General features: G+C 37.4%; 15 protein-coding genes and 1 tRNA gene. 10 read left to right on the top strand and 6 right to left on the bottom strand.

The genetic code is table 11. The features are described 5' to 3' along the window. The first annotated feature begins 38 nt into the window (after positions 1–38). Complete coding sequence (ribD, locus tag CVS97_RS03925; protein WP_107785132.1) at positions 39–1,106, top strand: bifunctional diaminohydroxyphosphoribosylaminopyrimidine deaminase/5-amino-6-(5-phosphoribosylamino)uracil reductase RibD; 1,068 nt, start codon at positions 39–41, stop codon at positions 1,104–1,106. Here the strand turns inward: ribD and CVS97_RS03920 are convergent. The 3 genes from CVS97_RS03920 to CVS97_RS03910 form a co-directional block, all read right to left on the bottom strand. Then, positions 1,103–1,966 (bottom strand): VIT1/CCC1 transporter family protein, encoded by an 864-nt coding sequence (locus CVS97_RS03920; protein ID WP_087585532.1) that lies wholly within the window; start codon positions 1,964–1,966, stop codon positions 1,103–1,105. The two genes, ribD and CVS97_RS03920, sit on opposite strands and share 4 nt — an antisense overlap. 55 nt (positions 1,967–2,021) lie before the next feature. Then, a tRNA-Leu gene (locus CVS97_RS03915) sits at positions 2,022–2,106 on the bottom strand. Between the two features lie 45 nt (positions 2,107–2,151). Further along, the gene (locus tag CVS97_RS03910; protein WP_004317263.1) at positions 2,152–2,454 is read right to left on the bottom strand and encodes a F0F1 ATP synthase subunit C; all 303 of its coding nucleotides are present in this window, start codon (positions 2,452–2,454) and stop codon (positions 2,152–2,154) included. 205 nt (positions 2,455–2,659) lie between these two features. Here CVS97_RS03910 and CVS97_RS03905 point away from each other — a divergent pair, with 205 nt between their 5' ends. From CVS97_RS03905 to pckA, 7 genes are all read left to right on the top strand, one after another. Further along, positions 2,660–4,006 carry a sodium-dependent transporter gene (locus CVS97_RS03905; protein WP_107785131.1) on the top strand — a complete coding sequence of 449 codons (1,347 nt, stop codon included), beginning with the start codon at positions 2,660–2,662 and terminating at the stop codon, positions 4,004–4,006. Beyond that, positions 4,003–5,334, top strand: a complete 1,332-nt coding sequence (locus CVS97_RS03900; protein WP_107785130.1) for a sodium-dependent transporter — start codon at positions 4,003–4,005, stop codon at positions 5,332–5,334. The genes CVS97_RS03905 and CVS97_RS03900 overlap by 4 nt, the downstream gene beginning before the upstream one ends. Continuing rightward, positions 5,334–6,674 (top strand): sodium-dependent transporter, encoded by a 1,341-nt coding sequence (locus tag CVS97_RS03895; RefSeq protein ID WP_021090462.1) that lies wholly within the window; start codon positions 5,334–5,336, stop codon positions 6,672–6,674. Before CVS97_RS03900 ends, CVS97_RS03895 begins: the two co-directional genes overlap by 1 nt. A gap of 9 nt (positions 6,675–6,683) precedes the next feature. Beyond that, positions 6,684–7,193: a TRAP transporter small permease subunit gene (locus CVS97_RS03890; RefSeq protein WP_107785129.1), complete on the top strand. Its 510-nt coding sequence runs from the start codon at positions 6,684–6,686 to the stop codon at positions 7,191–7,193. Continuing rightward, on the top strand, positions 7,193–8,581 hold the full coding sequence (locus CVS97_RS03885; protein WP_054196248.1) for a TRAP transporter large permease: 1,389 nt from the start codon (positions 7,193–7,195) through the stop codon (positions 8,579–8,581). The genes CVS97_RS03890 and CVS97_RS03885 overlap by 1 nt, the downstream gene beginning before the upstream one ends. A gap of 122 nt (positions 8,582–8,703) precedes the next feature. Continuing rightward, positions 8,704–10,506 carry a biotin/lipoyl-containing protein gene (locus tag CVS97_RS03880; RefSeq protein ID WP_107776015.1) on the top strand — a complete coding sequence of 601 codons (1,803 nt, stop codon included), beginning with the start codon at positions 8,704–8,706 and terminating at the stop codon, positions 10,504–10,506. 107 nt (positions 10,507–10,613) lie between these two features. Further along, the gene (gene pckA / locus CVS97_RS03875; protein ID WP_199905969.1) at positions 10,614–12,188 is read left to right on the top strand and encodes a phosphoenolpyruvate carboxykinase (ATP); all 1,575 of its coding nucleotides are present in this window, start codon (positions 10,614–10,616) and stop codon (positions 12,186–12,188) included. 350 nt (positions 12,189–12,538) lie between these two features. Here the strand turns inward: pckA and CVS97_RS03870 are convergent, their stop codons facing one another. From CVS97_RS03870 to CVS97_RS03860, 3 genes are read right to left on the bottom strand one after another with little or no spacing between them, the layout of a single operon-like run. Further along, a complete protein-coding gene (locus CVS97_RS03870) occupies positions 12,539–13,894 on the bottom strand; it encodes a cation:dicarboxylate symporter family transporter (RefSeq protein WP_072594710.1) in 1,356 nt (451 codons plus the stop codon). Positions 13,895–13,906: 12 nt separating this feature from the next. Next, the gene (locus CVS97_RS03865) at positions 13,907–14,401 is read right to left on the bottom strand and encodes a peptidylprolyl isomerase (RefSeq protein WP_107785127.1); all 495 of its coding nucleotides are present in this window, start codon (positions 14,399–14,401) and stop codon (positions 13,907–13,909) included. An 11-nt stretch (positions 14,402–14,412) separates the two neighbouring features. Then, positions 14,413–15,120 (bottom strand): YebC/PmpR family DNA-binding transcriptional regulator, encoded by a 708-nt coding sequence (locus CVS97_RS03860; protein WP_021090734.1) that lies wholly within the window; start codon positions 15,118–15,120, stop codon positions 14,413–14,415. Positions 15,121–15,272: 152 nt separating this feature from the next. On the opposite strand from CVS97_RS03860, the gene CVS97_RS03855 reads away from it, so the two are divergent. Together CVS97_RS03855 and CVS97_RS03850 are read left to right on the top strand one after the other, a co-directional pair. Next, positions 15,273–15,827 (top strand): GNAT family N-acetyltransferase, encoded by a 555-nt coding sequence (locus CVS97_RS03855; RefSeq protein WP_107785126.1) that lies wholly within the window; start codon positions 15,273–15,275, stop codon positions 15,825–15,827. Continuing rightward, entirely contained in the window at positions 15,824–16,027 is a 204-nt protein-coding gene (locus CVS97_RS03850; protein ID WP_084040980.1) for a heavy-metal-associated domain-containing protein, read from the top strand. Before CVS97_RS03855 ends, CVS97_RS03850 begins: the two co-directional genes overlap by 4 nt. Position 16,028 lies beyond the last annotated feature (1 nt).

The raw sequence follows: 16,028 nt of genomic DNA, 5'->3' as shown, positions 1-16,028 counted from the left end.
ATACTTGAGTTTGCCAGTATGTTTTTTAAGAGGCATGGATGAACGACGAATTTTACATGGATCTTGCTTTAAACGAGGCTTGGAAATTTCAGATCCTGACCTACCCAAATCCAGCTGTTGGATGCCTTATCCTTGATGAAAATGGCAAAATTTTATCTTGCAAGGCTCATGAAAAGGCTGGGTATTTACATGCAGAGCCAACGGCGATACTATTTGCGCTTTGCAGGAAAAGTAAAAATTTCCAAGATAAATTTCTAAAAGCATATAATGAAAAATTTTTCTTAAATTTAAAGCCTATTGATCTTGAAGATCAGCCTTTAGAGCCAAAATTTACCTATGAATTTATACTAAAAAATCACTCAAATTTACTAAAAAATGTAAAGGCTTACGTCACTCTTGAGCCTTGCTCTCATCATGGTAAAACGCCACCTTGTGCAAATTTACTAAAAGAACTTGGCTTTAGCGAGGTGATAATAGGAAGCCACGATGAAAATAAAATCGCAAGTGGCGGTAGTAATTTGCTTAAAAGCGCTGGTATAAAAGTTAAATTTGCCGTTTTAAAAGAGCGCTGCGATAAGCTGCTTGAACCATTTTTGGCCTATCAAAATGGTGGCTTTAGCTTTTTAAAAATCGCAATTAGTAAAAATGGCGTAGCAAGTGGTGGCATCATCACAAATGAGCTTAGCCGCACGCACGTCCATAAACTAAGAAGCATCATAGATACGCTAGTGATCGGCGGCAACACAGTGCGAGTTGATCGCCCAAAGCTTGATAGCAGGCTAGTAAGTGGTGGCAAAAATCCAGATGTCTTAATCTACTCAAGAAGTGATAAATTTGATAAAACTATACCGCTTTTTAGCGTGCCAGGGCGCAAAGTTAGTATTCAAAAAAAGCTTAGCTTAACAGGACTTAGTATGTTTGAAGGTGCTGGTGAGTTTTTAAAACTTGCAAAAGATGGCAAGTTAGCAAACGTGAAATGGCTGCTTATCTATCAAAGCTCAAATTTTAAGGATGGTAAAAACCTGAGCCTTGATCTAAATTTAAAACCACTATTTAGTGGAAATTTTGGAGACGATAGCTACACCTGGTATGAAATTTTGGATTAAATATCTAAGCCAAAATAGTGCTTGACTAAAAAGCCAATGCCAAATGAAATGATCGCAACACCAAAAGTTATCACGCACATCTCAATCACTCTTGGCAAAAATTTAAGCTCTTTTGCTACGCTTATGTAAAAGTTGTAAGTGATAATGGCAACAAAGGCAAAGAAAAACATTGACAAGACAGCGTAAAGACCGCTTGAAAAGATGAAAAATGGAAGTATCAAAAACGCCGTTGTTATGATGTACGAACCACCTGTGTAGAGCGAATAAGTAAGCGGTTTGATCTCGTCACTTGGATTTTCTTTTGACTCAAGATATGCTGAGCCAGCCATGGAAAGAGCAGCTGCAATGCCCATGATAAGGCCTGTTGCGCCAACTGATTTTGTATTTGAAAAAGCAAGTGCGATACCACTTAGTGTGCCAGTTAGCTCAACTAATGCGTCATTCATACCAAGAACAATGCCACCGGCATTGACTAGTTTCATATCTTTTAACATAGAGATTAAATTGTTTTCATGATTTACTTCTTCTTCATAAATATCTCTAGCTTCAGGATATTCATCAACAATACCAAGATAAAATTGTTCTGCATCTTCTTCGCGTGACTCCATAAATTTTAAAGTAAAAGATGTACCAAAAATTTTAACAAGTATCGTATAGAATATGACTTTGAATAAATTTGCAGTTCTGCTCTCGCCTGTTATCTTTTGACAAAAAGCATAATGTCGTTTTTCCTCAGTGATTAATTTACGAAGTATTTTTTTATTTTCTTCATTTTTTTCACTAGCTTCTAGTAACGTATAGATGGCGGTATCATCTGCTTCATTTTGTAGCTGTTTTAAAGCACGCTTTTTATCTAGCATAAATTCCCCTTTTTTTAATTTTGTAAGATTTTGGATTTTGACGTGTAAGATTAGATGGTGCGATCAGCGAGACTCGAACTCGCACACCTAGCGGCACTACCCCCTCAAGATAGCGTGTCTACCAATTCCACCATGATCGCAAAAAGAGTAAAGCCCCAAAGAGGGGCTAAATTTAAGCTTTACGCTTAGCCAAGCATTGGGTTTGCGTAAAGAACGATAAGTGTAATAACAAGTGCGTAGATAACTTGTGCTTCGATCATCGCAAGAGCGATAAACATTGTAGTCATAAGTTTGCTACCAACACCTGGGTTTCTAGCTGTTCCGCTAATTGTTGCAGCAGCTGTATTACCCATACCAATAGCGCCACCAAGGGCTGCAAGGCCAAGACCAATACCACCAGCGATAACTGAATATGATCTAATCATCTCGCCATCAGCGCCAAATGCAAATGCAGCAAGACCAAGAATTAAAAACACGATCTTTTTCATCGTTGCTCCTTTAAAATTTTAAAGCTCTTTCGGATCTGTCCCCTACTTAAACTTTATGAGCCGTAATATTACAAAAACAAAACTTTGTTTCAAATAAAAACACTAAAAATTTAAATTGCCCATAAAAAATTCTTGGCTTAGAAAAATAAAAGTTTTTTTATGTTATCTTTGAAAAAATTAATTTATTCTTAATCTCAGGTAATCAATGATAAATGAAAAATTTTCAAAAATAGGCTTCGTTCTTGCTATGGCAGGATCGGCTGTTGGACTTGGTAATGCATGGAAATTTCCAACAATGGTAGGAAACAATGGCGGTTCAGCGTTTATAGTTTTATATTTACTTCTCACGTTTGCTATCGCTTTTGTAGCGTTTTTAGCAGAGCTTAGTATTGGTAAGCTTGGTGAGAGTGACGTTGTAAGCTCCATTTATAAACTTGCTCCAAAACACAAAAAAATATGGTCTTTCTCAGGCTTTTTTATGATAGGAGCGATACTTATTGCTTCATTTTATATGGTTGTCATTGGCTGGATATTAAAGTATATTTATCTTAGTTTTTCGCCACTTTTGAGCAATCAAGAAGAGGCGGCCCAGCAGTTTAATACGCTTTTATCGAATGATCTAAGTAGCGCTATTGTTTGCTTTAGCTTGGTCTTTTTGATGGTATTTTTTGCTGTTTCAAAAGGTGTGAAAAGTGGCATTGAGAAGCTAAATATTTGGATTATGCCGGGCCTTTTTATACTGCTTGTTTGTATACTTTTTTATGCAATTAGTATGGGTGATGGTTTTGTTAAGGCGGCTAAATTTTTATTTGTACCAAATTTTAGCGCGATCACGCCAGATGTTGTTTTGCAAGCTCTTGGACTCGCGTTCTTCTCGCTATCTATGGGTGTTGGCGTCATACCGACATACGCTGCAAATTTACCAGAGCAGACAAATCTTATAAAATCAACGCTTTCTATCATCTTTATAAACATATTAATAGGCATTATGATGGGGCTTGTGGTCTTTACATTTATATTTGCTTATGGAGCTGATAGTACGGCAAGTGGCCCGGGTCTTATCTTTATCTCACTTGTTACGCTCTTCGCAAAGCTTGGGATAGTTGGCAATGTCATGGCCATCGCATTTTTTGTTTCACTTTTATTTGCTGGTGTTACAAGTGCTGTTTCGATGATCGAACCATTTGCTTATTATTTGGTTAGAAAATTTGAAATTTCACGCAAAATGGCTCTTGTTTATATTGGAATTTTTGTCTATATTTTAGGCCTTTTTTGTATTTTTTCATATTATGCGCAGACGGCTAATATCTTTAGTATTTTTGGTAAGCCAGTCTTTGATGCACTTGATTTTCTTACTTCAAATATAATGATGCCAATAGGTGCCATAATTTTTAGTTTTTTTGTTGGCTATAAACTTAAAAAAGAGAGCCTATATCTACTCTTTGGCGAATTTATGGGAAAAGTATTTTTTGAAATTTGGTACTTTACTCTAAGATACATCGTTCCAGTTGCAATTTGTGCCATCATGATCTATCAAATAGCAGGTAAATGATGGATAGATTTAGTAAAGTTGGTTTTGTTCTATCTATCATTGGAGCAGCTATTGGCCTTGGTAATGCGTGGAAATTTCCATATATGGTCGGTAGTAATGGTGGTTCAGCGTTTATACTTATATATCTATTTTTTGCTTTTGTCGTTGGGCTTAGCATATTTTTTGCCGAGATGGCGATGGGTAAAATTTCTCGTCTTGATACGGTTGGAGCATTTAAAAGTCTAGCTACAAAGGGGGCAAATTCTTGGAAATTTGCTGGTGTTGTGATGGTGACAGGGCTATTCATCGCATCTTTTTATACGCTCATTATCGGCTGGGTTTTAAAATACGTTATCTTAAGTCTTGGTGAGCTTCCAAAAAATATGGCAAGCTCAGAAGCGCTTTTTGTAAATTTTACTTCAAAGGGCATAGAGGAGCAAATTTTATATTTTAGCATCGCTTTTTTTGCCTACTTTTTTATACTTACAAAAGGTATAAAAAGTGGAATAGAGCGTATAAATGTATATCTTATTCCAGCACTTTTTATTTTGCTTTTGCTTATGCTTGGCTACTCTTTTGGTATGAATGGATTTGATGAGGCGGCTAAATTTTTACTAGTGCCTGATTTTTCAAAGATAGATCAAGGCGCTATCTTAAATGCTCTTGGGTTAGCTTTTTTTACGATGTGTATTGGTATTGGCTGCATTTTAACTTACTCATCAAGCCTAGGCAATGATACAAATTTATTTACTTCATCACTTTATGTAGTCTTTGCAAATATAATTATTAGCGTAATTATAGGGCTTATAGTTTTTACATTCACCTATGAATTTGGCTCAGAGCCATCAAGGGGTGCAGGGTTAGCATTTATCTCGCTTCCAACGCTTTTTGCAAAGCTTGGTTTGCTTGGAAATTTCTTGGCTTTTGCATTTTTTACATCTTTATTTTTTGCTGGTATAACATCGGTTATTTCGCTAGTCGAGCCATTTATATTTTTCTTAAATAAAAGTTTGGGATTTAGTAGAAATAGATCAATTATCATTGTCGGTGCCGTAGTTTATGTTTTAGGGATTTTATGTGCATTAAGCGGTATTGGCAATTTTAAAGAAGCACTTACATTTTTTGGTAAGAGCTTTTTTGATTTGCTTGATTATCTTAGCTCAAACATTATGCTCCCACTTGGTGGCATTATATTTGCCATTTTTGTTGGGTACTTTATGAAATTTGAGCTTTTAAAAGAGCTATTTTTGCCTTATATGGGTGAGATTGTTTTTAAAATTTGGTATTTTTTAATAAGGTTTGTGGCACCAGTTCTAGTTTTTGTGGTGTTAGTAAGGGAGATTGCATAATGGCAAAAGAACAGTTTTCTAAAATAGGTTATGTTTTAGCAGTTGCAGGGTCAGCTGTTGGACTTGGAAATGCGTGGAAATTTCCATATATGGTCGGTGAAAATGGCGGATCAGCATTTGTTATTTTATATCTTTTGATAACGTTTTTAGTTGGCATACCTATCTTTATGGCAGAGCTAAGTATCGGCAAACTTAGTGAGAGCGATAGTGTAAATGCCTTTAGAAAGTTGGCGAATAAAAATAAAAATTTATGGCAGCTGGTTGGAATTTTAGCTATGGTAACCGCAGCTATAATCTCATCTTACTATATTGTTATCATCGGCTGGGTCTTTAAGTATTTCACACTATCTTTTACCGGTCTTCCAAACGATATAGAAAGTTCAAAAGTAATATTTAACGAGCTTCTTACACATGGTCTTGGCGAGCAGACACTTTATTTTGTTATAGCATTTGTAGCTTGCTTTTTTATCCTTTCAAAAGGAGTGAAAAGTGGCATTGAAAAGCTAAATGTTTGGATGATGCCAAGCCTATTTATCATGGTTTTAATCATGCTTATCTTTTCTATGACGATGAATGGCTTTACAAAGTCTGCTGAGTTTTTACTTGTTCCTGACTTTAGCAAAATTTCATTTAACTCGCTCTTGCTTGCTCTTGGGCTTGCTTTTTGGACACTATCTCTTGGTATGGCAGCGATCATTACATATTCAGCTAGCCTAAGTGATGATACAAATTTAGCCACTTCTACGCTAAGTATCGTCTTTATAAATATCGTCCTAGCCATCATGATGGGTCTTGTTATCTTTACATTTATATTTGAATTTGGTGCCGAGCCGTCTCAAGGACCAGGACTTGTCTTTATCTCGCTTCCAACGCTCTTTGCAAAGCTTGGTGTGATAGGTCAAATTTTAGCTGTGGCATTTTTTGCTGCACTTATATTTGCTGGTATTACTTCAGCTATCTCTATCGTGGAACCGTTCGTATTTTTCTTGATCAGAGAGTATGGCATTAGCAGGATAAAAGCTCTTAGCATAGTTGGAGCCGGTGTTTTTGTTTTAGGATTTTTATGTCTTTTATCAAATATAGAAAATGTTGGCGACAAATTTATGCTCTTTGGTAAAAATTTCTTTGATTTTCTTGACTTTACCGCTTCAAATGTTCTGCTTCCAATTAGTGGTATTGGTGGAGCGATATTCGTTGGATATTTTATGAAAAGAGAAGCACTTTATGTGCTATTTAGTCCATATATGAGCGACTTTGTATTTAGTGCGTGGTATTTTTTATTAAGATATGTGGCGCCAGTTTGCGTCTTTATCATCATGATAAATAAATTGTTTTTTTAAGGGTTATTTATGCAAAAAGTTGAGAAATTTTTTGATAAGGTAGGCGATATAGTCGGCTATATTTGCATGCTTATTATGGCTTTGATGATAATAGACGTCTTTTTTAACGTTGTGGCAAGATATTTTTTCTCTTATGGAAATGTCGCATTTCAGGAGCTTGAGTGGCATTTTTTTGCTGTAATATTTTTGCTTGGCATGAGCTATGCATTAAAAGAAGATGCACATGTTAGAGTTGATATCTTTTATGCTAAATTTTCACCAAAAAATAAAGCTCTTGTAAATATGATAGGAACTGTTATTTTTGTAATTCCATTTGCACTTTTAGTTTCAAATTTATCGTTTGAATTTGTGAGTGATGCTTATACTTCAGCTGAAGCTAGTGCGGATCCAGGCGGCCTTACTCACAGATGGATCATAAAAGCACTTATTCCTTTTTCTTTTTATCTACTTGTATTTTTTGCGATTGGCTTTTTTATAAGAAATTTTAATCTTTACAAAAAAGCTAACAAGGGGGAATAATGGCTGGTTTGATAATGTTTATAGCTGCGCTTTTGATGCTAGGCATTGGCTTTCCAGTAGCCTTTACCTTTGGTGCGGTTTCTATGATATTTGGCATGATTGGTAGTATTGTTGAGAGCATTGGAGACGGAGATGGGCTACTTGGAAGCATCGAAGTTTTCAAAGATATGTTTAACTTCATGCCTTATAGAATTTTCTCTATCATGGAGAGTAGAATTTTTATAGCAGTTCCACTTTTTGTCTTTATGGGCGTTGTTCTCCAAAAGTCAAAACTAGCTGAGAGATTACTTGAGAGTATGGGTATGCTTTTTGGAGAAATTCGCGGAGGTATTGCTATTAGCACTATCTTGGTTGGAGCACTTCTTGCAGCTTCAACTGGTGTTGTTGGTGCAAGTGTCGTGGCTATGGGCGTAATAAGCCTACCTGTTATGCTAAAGTATAAATACGATCAGGCGCTAGGTTGTGGCACTATATGTGCCGCTGGTACGCTTGGACAGATCATTCCACCTTCTATCGTGCTGATTATTTTGGGTGATATATTTTCAGTGCCAGTTGGTGAGCTTTTTCATCAAGCCATCATACCAGGACTCACGCTAGTAGCAGTTTATATCATTTATATTTTGATTGTTGCTTATTTGAAACCAGATACAGCACCGGTAGTAAAAGATGAGAGCGGTGTTAGTAAATTTAAGCAGATCATGAGAGCACTAATTGCTATCTTTCCACCGCTTTTACTTGTTATTTGTGTATTGGGTTCTATATTTGCAGGTATCGCTACACCAACTGAAAGTTCAGCTTTTGGCTGCGTTGGAGCCATTATTTTAGCTATTTTTTATAGGACATTTTCATTTTCTATGATAAAAGAGGCATTGGCAGAAAGCGTAAAAACCACAGCACTTGTCTTTGCTATACTTGTTGGTGCGACAGCCTTTTCTATGGTATTTAGTTACACTGGTGGCGATGAGATTGTTGAAAAATTTATGACAAATTTGCCAGGCGAGAAGTGGGGCTTTATCATTTTTAGTATGGTTGTCATCTTTGTGCTTGGCTTTTTTATCGACTTTGTTGAAATTTCATATATTGTGCTTCCTATCTTGGTGCCAATAGCCGCAAAGCTTGGTATAAATCCAATTTATCTAGCAATCTTAGTTGCTATGAATTTACAAACTTCATTTTTGACGCCGCCATTTGGATTTAGCTTATTTTTCCTAAGATCAGTCGCACCAGCTGAGATAAAAACGACTGCTATTTATAAAGGCGTTGTGCCTTATATTTTTATTCAGCTTGCTGTACTTGTATTTTTCTGCGTCTTTCTAATGGAATTAAAGCCAATGCTTGATGCGAGCCACGGCGGATTATTAAACTTCTTACTCTCACTTTTTAAATGATATAAAAGTTTTTGGTTGTAAAATACCAAAAAACAAGCAAAATGGCTAATTTGAGTTTCTAATCAATTTGGCCATTTTCTATGAATTCTTTAAATAAATTTATAAAATTAATGAGGTGGGTGATGGCGAAGAAATTTATCGATGTTATGGATACGACCTTTAGAGATGGCTTTCAGTCAGTTTATGGCGCTAGAGTGCTTATGAACGATTTTTTGCCCGCGCTTGAAGCAGCCAAAGAGGCTGGCATAGAGCATTTTGAATTTGGTGGCGGAGCGAGATTTCAAAGCCTTTATTTTTACCTAAATGAAGATGCTTTTGCGATGATGGATAAATTTAGAAGCATCGTAGGACCAAAAGCAAATCTTCAAACCCTAAGCAGGGGCGTAAATACCGTCACACTTGATACTGGTAGCCGCGAGCTAATCGACCTTCACGCAAAGCTTTTCAAAAAACACGGAACCACCACCATTAGAAATTTTGACGCACTAAATGACGTTGAAAATTTAAAATATTCAGGCGAGAGGATCGCTCATCATGGACTAAAACACGAAGTCGTAGTTACGATGATGGATCTGCCTAGTGGCTGTGTGGGAGCACATGATGTTAAATTTTATGAGAAAATTTTAAGAGAAATTTTAGATGCAAATATCCCATATCACAGCGTTTGCTTTAAAGACGCAAGTGGCACAAGTAGCCCACAAAAGGTCTATGAAACCATAAAAATGGCTAGAAAGCTACTACCAGAAAAAACTCATATCAGACTTCACACTCATGAAACCGCAGGCGTAAGTGTGGCTTGCTATCTTGCAGCGCTTGAAGCCGGCGTTGATGGCATAGATCTAGCCGCAAGTCCAGTAAGTGGCGGTACAAGCCAGCCAGATATCTTAACTATGCTTCACGCAGTAAAAGGCAAAAACTACGATCTTGGCGGACTTGACGTGGAGAAAATTTTAAAATATGAAAGCGTTTTGAATGATTGCTTAAAAGAGTATTTCTTGCCGCCTGAAGCTGTGCAAGTAAGCCCACTCATACCATTTTCACCGATGCCTGGTGGCGCGCTTACAGCAAATACCCAGATGATGAGAGATAACAACATCTTAGATAAATTTCCAGAGGTCATCCTTGCGATGCGAGAGGTCGTGCAAAAGGGTGGATACGGCACTTCAGTGACCCCTGTTAGCCAGTTTTACTTCCAACAAGCATTTAACAATGTGATGTTTGGCAAGTGGAAGAAGATTGCCGAGGGATACGGCAAAATGGTGCTTGGCTATTTTGGTAAAACCCCAGTTACGCCTGATAAAGAGATCATCAAGCTTGCAAGCGAGCAACTAGGCTTAAAACCAACTACAAAACACGCAGTTGATATAGCTGATAAAGATGAGAGTAAGTCGCTTGCTCACGTAAAAGAAATTCTAAAGCAAAACAATATAAAAACTACCGAAGAAAATATATTTATAGCAGCAGCTTGTAAAGAAAAGGGTATTGCGTTCTTAAAAGGCGAAGCTAAAGTAAATGTAAGAAAAATAGATCCAAACGCTAAGACAAACGAGGGCAGACAAACTCAAAGTGGCAGATATAGTGTCGTTGTAAATGGTAGCCGCTACAATGTCGAAGTAAGCGAGGGCTTTAACGATAGCATTCAAGTAAAATCAATCACTGAAGTTGAAGGCAAGAGCGTAAAAAATGCCAAAAGTGCAGCAGCAGGTGCAACTGAAAATGATATCGTTGCAAGCTTGCCGGGCGCTGTGCATAAAATTTTAGTAAGCGCAGGAGACCATGTCAAAAAAGGGCAAGCTGTAGTCGTGCTTGAAGCAATGAAGATGGAGATAGAGGTCAAAGCCCCAAAAGATGGCGTCATAGGCTCTATTGAAGTTAGCAAAGGTCAAAGCGTTGCGAACAATCAAGTGGTGGCTAAATTTAAATAAATTTGCCACTTTTAAAAAGATAGTGTTAAGCGAAATTTGATTAACATTTTGATGACTTTTAGGTCAGAATTTATAAAGAAATGAAAATTTTAAAAGGAAACAACATGATAAATAAACTAGATGAACTAGGTCTAAAAGAGATCAAAAAGATAAATCACAATCTAAGCTACGACGAGCTTTTTGAGCTTGAAAAGGCAAACAACGAGGGCAGGGTTTCAAGCAACGGCACATTTATGGTTGATACGGGAATTTTTACTGGAAGAAGCCCAAAAGATAAGTACTTTGTAAAACAAGATCCAAGCCAAAAATATATCGCTTGGGGCAAGATAAATCAGCCTATCACAAAAGAGCTTTTTGACAAGCTTCTTAAAAAAGCAAAAGAGCAGCTAAGCGGCAAGGAAATTTTTATCCAAGACGCATTTTGTGGAGCTAGCAAAAAGAGCCAAAAATCAGTCCGTTTTGTCACTGAAGTAGCGTGGCAAGCACATTTTGTAAAAAATATGTTCATCCGTCCAAGCAAGGAAGAGCTAGCTAAATTTGAGCCTGATTTTGTAGTATATAACGCTTGTAAGACAAAAAATGAGGACTACAAGGCTGATGGGCTACATTCAGATGTCTTTGTTATCTTTAATGTCGAGGAAAATGTCGCTGTGATCGGTGGCACATGGTATGGCGGTGAGATGAAAAAAGGCATTTTTTCTATGATGAACTACTGGTTGCCACTTGAGGGCAAACTAAGTATGCACTGCTCCGCAAACGTAGGCGAAAAGGGCGATACAGCGCTATTTTTTGGCCTATCAGGTACTGGCAAAACCACACTTTCAACTGATCCAAAACGCAAGCTAATAGGCGATGATGAGCACGGCTGGGATGATGATGGCGTCTTTAACTTTGAGGGTGGCTGCTACGCAAAATGTATTAACCTTGATCCAGGCAGCGAGCCAGAAATTTATGCAGCGATCAGACGTGATGCGTTACTTGAAAACGTTGTAGCTGACGAAAATGGCGTGGTTGATTACAAAGATGGCTCAAAGACTGAAAATACACGCGTGAGCTATCCGATCTATCACATCGACAACTATGAACCAAGCTCAAGTGCCGGCCATCCAAAAAATATCATCTTTTTAAGTGCTGATGCTTTTGGCGTGCTTCCCCCAGTTGCAAAGCTTACAAAAGAGCAGGCGATGTATTATTTCCTAAGTGGCTATACAGCAAAAGTTGCTGGCACAGAGCGCGGTATAACTGAGCCAGTCGCTACTTTTAGTGCTTGCTTTGGCGAGCCATTTATGCCACTTCACCCAACTGTTTATGCAAAACTACTAGGCGAGAAGATCGATAAACACGGCGTTAATGTCTATCTTGTAAATACAGGCTGGAGCGGTGGTGCTTACGGCGTTGGCAAGCGTATGAGCATAAAAGCAACTCGTGCTTGCATAAATGCGATCCTTGATGGCAGCATCACAAAATGTGAATTTGAAAATTTTGATAAATTTAACTTTGCTATACCAAAAGAGCTTGATGGTGTCGAGACAAAACTGCTAAATCCTATAAACACATGGGCAGATTCAGCTCAGTATAACGCTTCGCGCGATAAGCTCGCTAAAATGTTTGTTGAAAATTTTAGACGTTACGAAGATGTAAAAGAGGGCGTTGAGTACGCTAAAGCTGGTCCAAAAGCTTAATTTGTATAGCCTTGCAAAGCTTCTTGCAAGGCTAGTCTTTTTGGTTGATATTTTTGATATGACTAAATTTAAAGTATCTCTCTTCTAAATTCCAATCTCAAGTGTTACATTTGTAAATTTATTCTAGTAAGTAACAAAATATTAGATACAAATAATATGAGTTACTAATAAAATTTTCCTATTACAATTAGCCTATAGTTTTTCTTTTTGTGCTTGAACCAGTTATCAAATATTGTTTATTGTGTTGTTTTCTAAAAATTTTTATAGGTTTGAGGAGGAGATAGATCGCATAAATTTAGGGTAAAAAGAAAAAATAAGGGCAAAGTTACCCTTATAGTTATAAATGTATATTATGAGTGAAAGTGAAATTCCTCAGGATGATCTAGTGCGTATCTAAATTTATCCATATCGACTTTTTTATCCCAGATAGATACGATCATGCAACCAACAGCGTTACCGCAGAGATTACCAACAGCACGCATCTCTGACATAAATTTATCAACGCCAAGTAGCACAGCTACGGTGACAACTGGTATGCCAGTGCTCGGAAGTGCGCTTAATGTGCCAGCAAGGACGACAAAGCCCGATCCTGTAACGCCAACTGCGCCTTTACTTGTGATCATTAGCACGATTAAAATGCTTATTAGATGCTCAAAACTTAGCGGGATATTAAATGCTTGAGCTAGGAAAATAACGCTTAGGCTTAGATAGATGTTGGTGCAGTCGAGGTTAAATGAGTAGCCAGTTGGAATGATAAGGCCAACAGCACCTCTATTTATACCAGCTGATTCTAGCTTTTGCATAAGTGGCGCAAGAGCTGTTTCGCTCGAGCTTGTCGCAAAGACTACCAATACCTCTTTTGAAATAAAACGCATAAATTTAAAGACATTGATTTTTGCAAAATAGCAAATAACGCCAAGCACGACAAAGATAAAAAAGCAGCTTGCAAGTGCCATAACAACCAAAAGCTCCATCATGCCAAGAAGCGTTCCGATACCAAATTTACCGATTAGATAAGCCATAGCTGAAAATGCAGCCACCGGGCTAAAGAGCATAAGCCAACTAAGAAGTTTTAAGACATAGTGCTGAATAAATTCAAGTGGCTTTAGGCAAGCTTGTTTTTTATCATGAGCTAGCAGTGAAAGTACGATGGCAACGATAATAGCCATGAAAAGTACTTGAAGTGTGTTTGATTTTATAAATGGATCAAGTATATGTACGTATGGGAAAATGTCATCTACTGGCACAGCACCTCTTAAAAGATGAAGCGTATGTGCTACAAACCCGCTATTTGCGTCCATATTTGCAGCCTGAGATGTAAATTTAGCTACGCTTGAGGCATCAAGCTGAGTGTAGTCAAGATTCATGCCATGTCCTGGACGAAGTGTCTCGCCAAAGATGATACCAACAGCAAGCGCAAGTGTGCTAACTATCTCAAAATAGATAAATGCCTTTAATCCAATAGACCCAAGATCTTTTAAACTCTCAAGCCCAACGATGCCTGAAACGATCGTTAAAAAGATAATAGGGCCAATTAAAATTTTAAGTGCTTTTATAAAATAATCAATGCCTGGTTTGCTTGCTATACCAAGCTCAGGTGCGACCATGCCAACGATAACGCCACCAACAATACCGATCACAACCCAAAAGGCAAGATTGGTAAATAATCTTACAGCAAGATTTCCTTGCTTTTTAGCATTATTCATAAATTTTCCCCTTTATAGGCTTTCTCTGATCTTAGCAGAGATGATCTTATCGCCTTGTCTTATAGCGTCAAGCACCTTTAGGCTCTCTTCATCAACGCATTTTCCAAAGACTGTATGCACGCCATCAAGATGAGGTTGCTTGCTATGACAGATGAAAAACTGTGATCCGCCAGTATCACGCCCCGCGTGAGCCATGCTTAGGCTACCGCGCTCGTGTTTTACCTTTTGCTTATCGCATTCGCATTTTATTCTCCAGCCAGGACCGCCTGTACCTGTGCCATTTGGGCAGCCGCCTTGGATGACAAAATTTGGTATAACTCTGTGAAAATTTAGGCCATTGTAAAAGCCTGATTTTATCAAATGGACAAAATTTGCAACAGCTTGTGGAGCTTCTTCGGCAAAAAGTTCAAGTCTGATCTCGCCTTTGTCTGTCTCTAAAACTGCAAATTTATCTTTTTTAAGCTCATCTAAATTTATGTCATAAACTTTTAATTCATCAAAACGCATGTATTTCCTTTTTATTCGATATTTGTATAAACTGCTTGAACGTCATCATCGTCTTCTAGCTTATCAAGAAGTCTCTCAACCTCAAGCATTTGCTCTTCGCTTAGATTCACGGTTTGATTTGGTAAGTATTGAAGTGAAGCTTTTTTAACCACTAAATTTAGCTTTTCGATACCTTCATGAAGTGTGCCAAAATTTGCATAATCACCGTATACAAATAGCGTCTCATCGTCAGCCTCGATATCACTTAGTCCATAATCAATCAGCTCAAGTTCGATCTCTTCGATGTCTGCGCTTGGCTTTTCAAGCTCAAAAACGCTCTTTCTTGTAAACATAAAGCTAAGGCTACCACTTGGCAAAATTTCTCCACCATTTTTGCTGAATATCGCTTTAACATTGGCAACTGTTCTAGTTGGATTGTCAGTCGCACACTCAACGATGATCTGCACGCCGTGAGCTGCTTTGCCGTCATAAAAAATAGTCTTGATATCGGCGCTATCTTTGCCATTTGCTCTTTTTATAGCTGCGTCGATGTTATCTTTTGGCATATTTTCAGCTTTTGCCGCTGCGATAGCTGCACGAAGTTTAGGGTTCATATCTGGATCACAACCACCATCTTTTGCGGCTACTGTTATAGCTTTTGCAAGTTTTGGAAATACCTTGCTCATCTTATCCCATCTAGCTTCTTTTGCCGCTCTTCGGTACTCAAATGCTCGTCCCATAAATATCCTTAAATAAATTTTTTACGGATTATAACTAAAAAAATTTTATACTTTTTTAAAACATTTTTAGTTTGCATATTGGGGGTTATTAATTTGTAAATCGCAGCTTGATATTTGGTAAAAATTTAAGCTAGAGTTTTATAATGACACACATGATACAAAATGCTCAAAAACAAGATGCAAAAAGCTGCATAAAGCTACTAAATCTAGCAATGGATGATATCGCCTACAAGCTAAGTGGCTACGACGACCCTATTAAAAGTGATGAAATTTTAGAAATTTTTTTCAAAAGTGAGACAAATAGACTAAGCTATAAAAATGTCTATATCTGCAAACATGATAATGAGATTATCGCTGCTATGTGTGCTTACTTTGGTGGAGACGCGGAGCAGCTTGATAGAGAAATTTCACAACATCTAAAGGCTCTTGGTAAAGATGCCAAGGTAGAAAAAGAGTGTTTTGATGACGAGTTTTATATAGATAGTATCGCTGTTGATGAAAATTTTAGAGGCCAAGGGCTTGCAAAAGAGCTCATAAGGCATTCGTTTGTCAAGGCAAAAGAGCTAGGGCATAAAAAGGTTTCATTAATAGTAGATACAAATAAGCCAAAAGTTCGTAAATTTTACGAGAGTTTGGGTTTTAAATTTAATGTCAAGAAAATTGTAAATTTACATGAATACGATCATATGATAAAGGAGATAATATGAAAACATTTGAAGCAAACAATATCCACTGCCAAAACTGCGCAAATACAATAAAAAACGCACTTGAAGATGACTTTGGCAAGATAGAAGTTGATCTTAGCAAAGAGCCAAGACAAGTTAGTCTTGATATAAAAGATGGCGATGTTGAGAAATTTAAGTCTGAAATGGCTGATTTGGGATTTGACATAATAAAAGAGCTCTGAT

The sequence above is a fragment of the Campylobacter concisus genome, from assembly GCF_003049735.1.
Classification (GTDB): Bacteria; Campylobacterota; Campylobacteria; order Campylobacterales; family Campylobacteraceae; genus Campylobacter_A; species Campylobacter_A concisus_AN.
Note: the sequence above shows the minus strand (reverse complement) of the source record. Positions and strands in the feature narration are given on the sequence as shown.

Excerpts from the sequence above, each read along its gene's own strand:
- ribD (WP_107785132.1), top strand. The coding sequence starts at position 39 with ATGAACGACGAATTTTACATGGATCTTGCTTTAAACGAGGCTTGGAAA.
- CVS97_RS03920 (WP_087585532.1), bottom strand. The coding sequence starts at position 1,966 with ATGCTAGATAAAAAGCGTGCTTTAAAACAGCTACAAAATGAAGCAGAT.
- CVS97_RS03910 (WP_004317263.1), bottom strand. The coding sequence starts at position 2,454 with ATGAAAAAGATCGTGTTTTTAATTCTTGGTCTTGCTGCATTTGCATTT.
- CVS97_RS03905 (WP_107785131.1), top strand. The coding sequence starts at position 2,660 with ATGATAAATGAAAAATTTTCAAAAATAGGCTTCGTTCTTGCTATGGCA.
- CVS97_RS03900 (WP_107785130.1), top strand. The coding sequence starts at position 4,003 with ATGATGGATAGATTTAGTAAAGTTGGTTTTGTTCTATCTATCATTGGA.
- CVS97_RS03895 (WP_021090462.1), top strand. The coding sequence starts at position 5,334 with ATGGCAAAAGAACAGTTTTCTAAAATAGGTTATGTTTTAGCAGTTGCA.
- CVS97_RS03890 (WP_107785129.1), top strand. The coding sequence starts at position 6,684 with ATGCAAAAAGTTGAGAAATTTTTTGATAAGGTAGGCGATATAGTCGGC.
- CVS97_RS03885 (WP_054196248.1), top strand. The coding sequence starts at position 7,193 with ATGGCTGGTTTGATAATGTTTATAGCTGCGCTTTTGATGCTAGGCATT.
- CVS97_RS03880 (WP_107776015.1), top strand. The coding sequence starts at position 8,704 with ATGGCGAAGAAATTTATCGATGTTATGGATACGACCTTTAGAGATGGC.
- CVS97_RS03870 (WP_072594710.1), bottom strand. The coding sequence starts at position 13,894 with ATGAATAATGCTAAAAAGCAAGGAAATCTTGCTGTAAGATTATTTACC.
- CVS97_RS03865 (WP_107785127.1), bottom strand. The coding sequence starts at position 14,401 with ATGCGTTTTGATGAATTAAAAGTTTATGACATAAATTTAGATGAGCTT.
- CVS97_RS03860 (WP_021090734.1), bottom strand. The coding sequence starts at position 15,120 with ATGGGACGAGCATTTGAGTACCGAAGAGCGGCAAAAGAAGCTAGATGG.
- CVS97_RS03855 (WP_107785126.1), top strand. The coding sequence starts at position 15,273 with ATGATACAAAATGCTCAAAAACAAGATGCAAAAAGCTGCATAAAGCTA.
- CVS97_RS03850 (WP_084040980.1), top strand. The coding sequence starts at position 15,824 with ATGAAAACATTTGAAGCAAACAATATCCACTGCCAAAACTGCGCAAAT.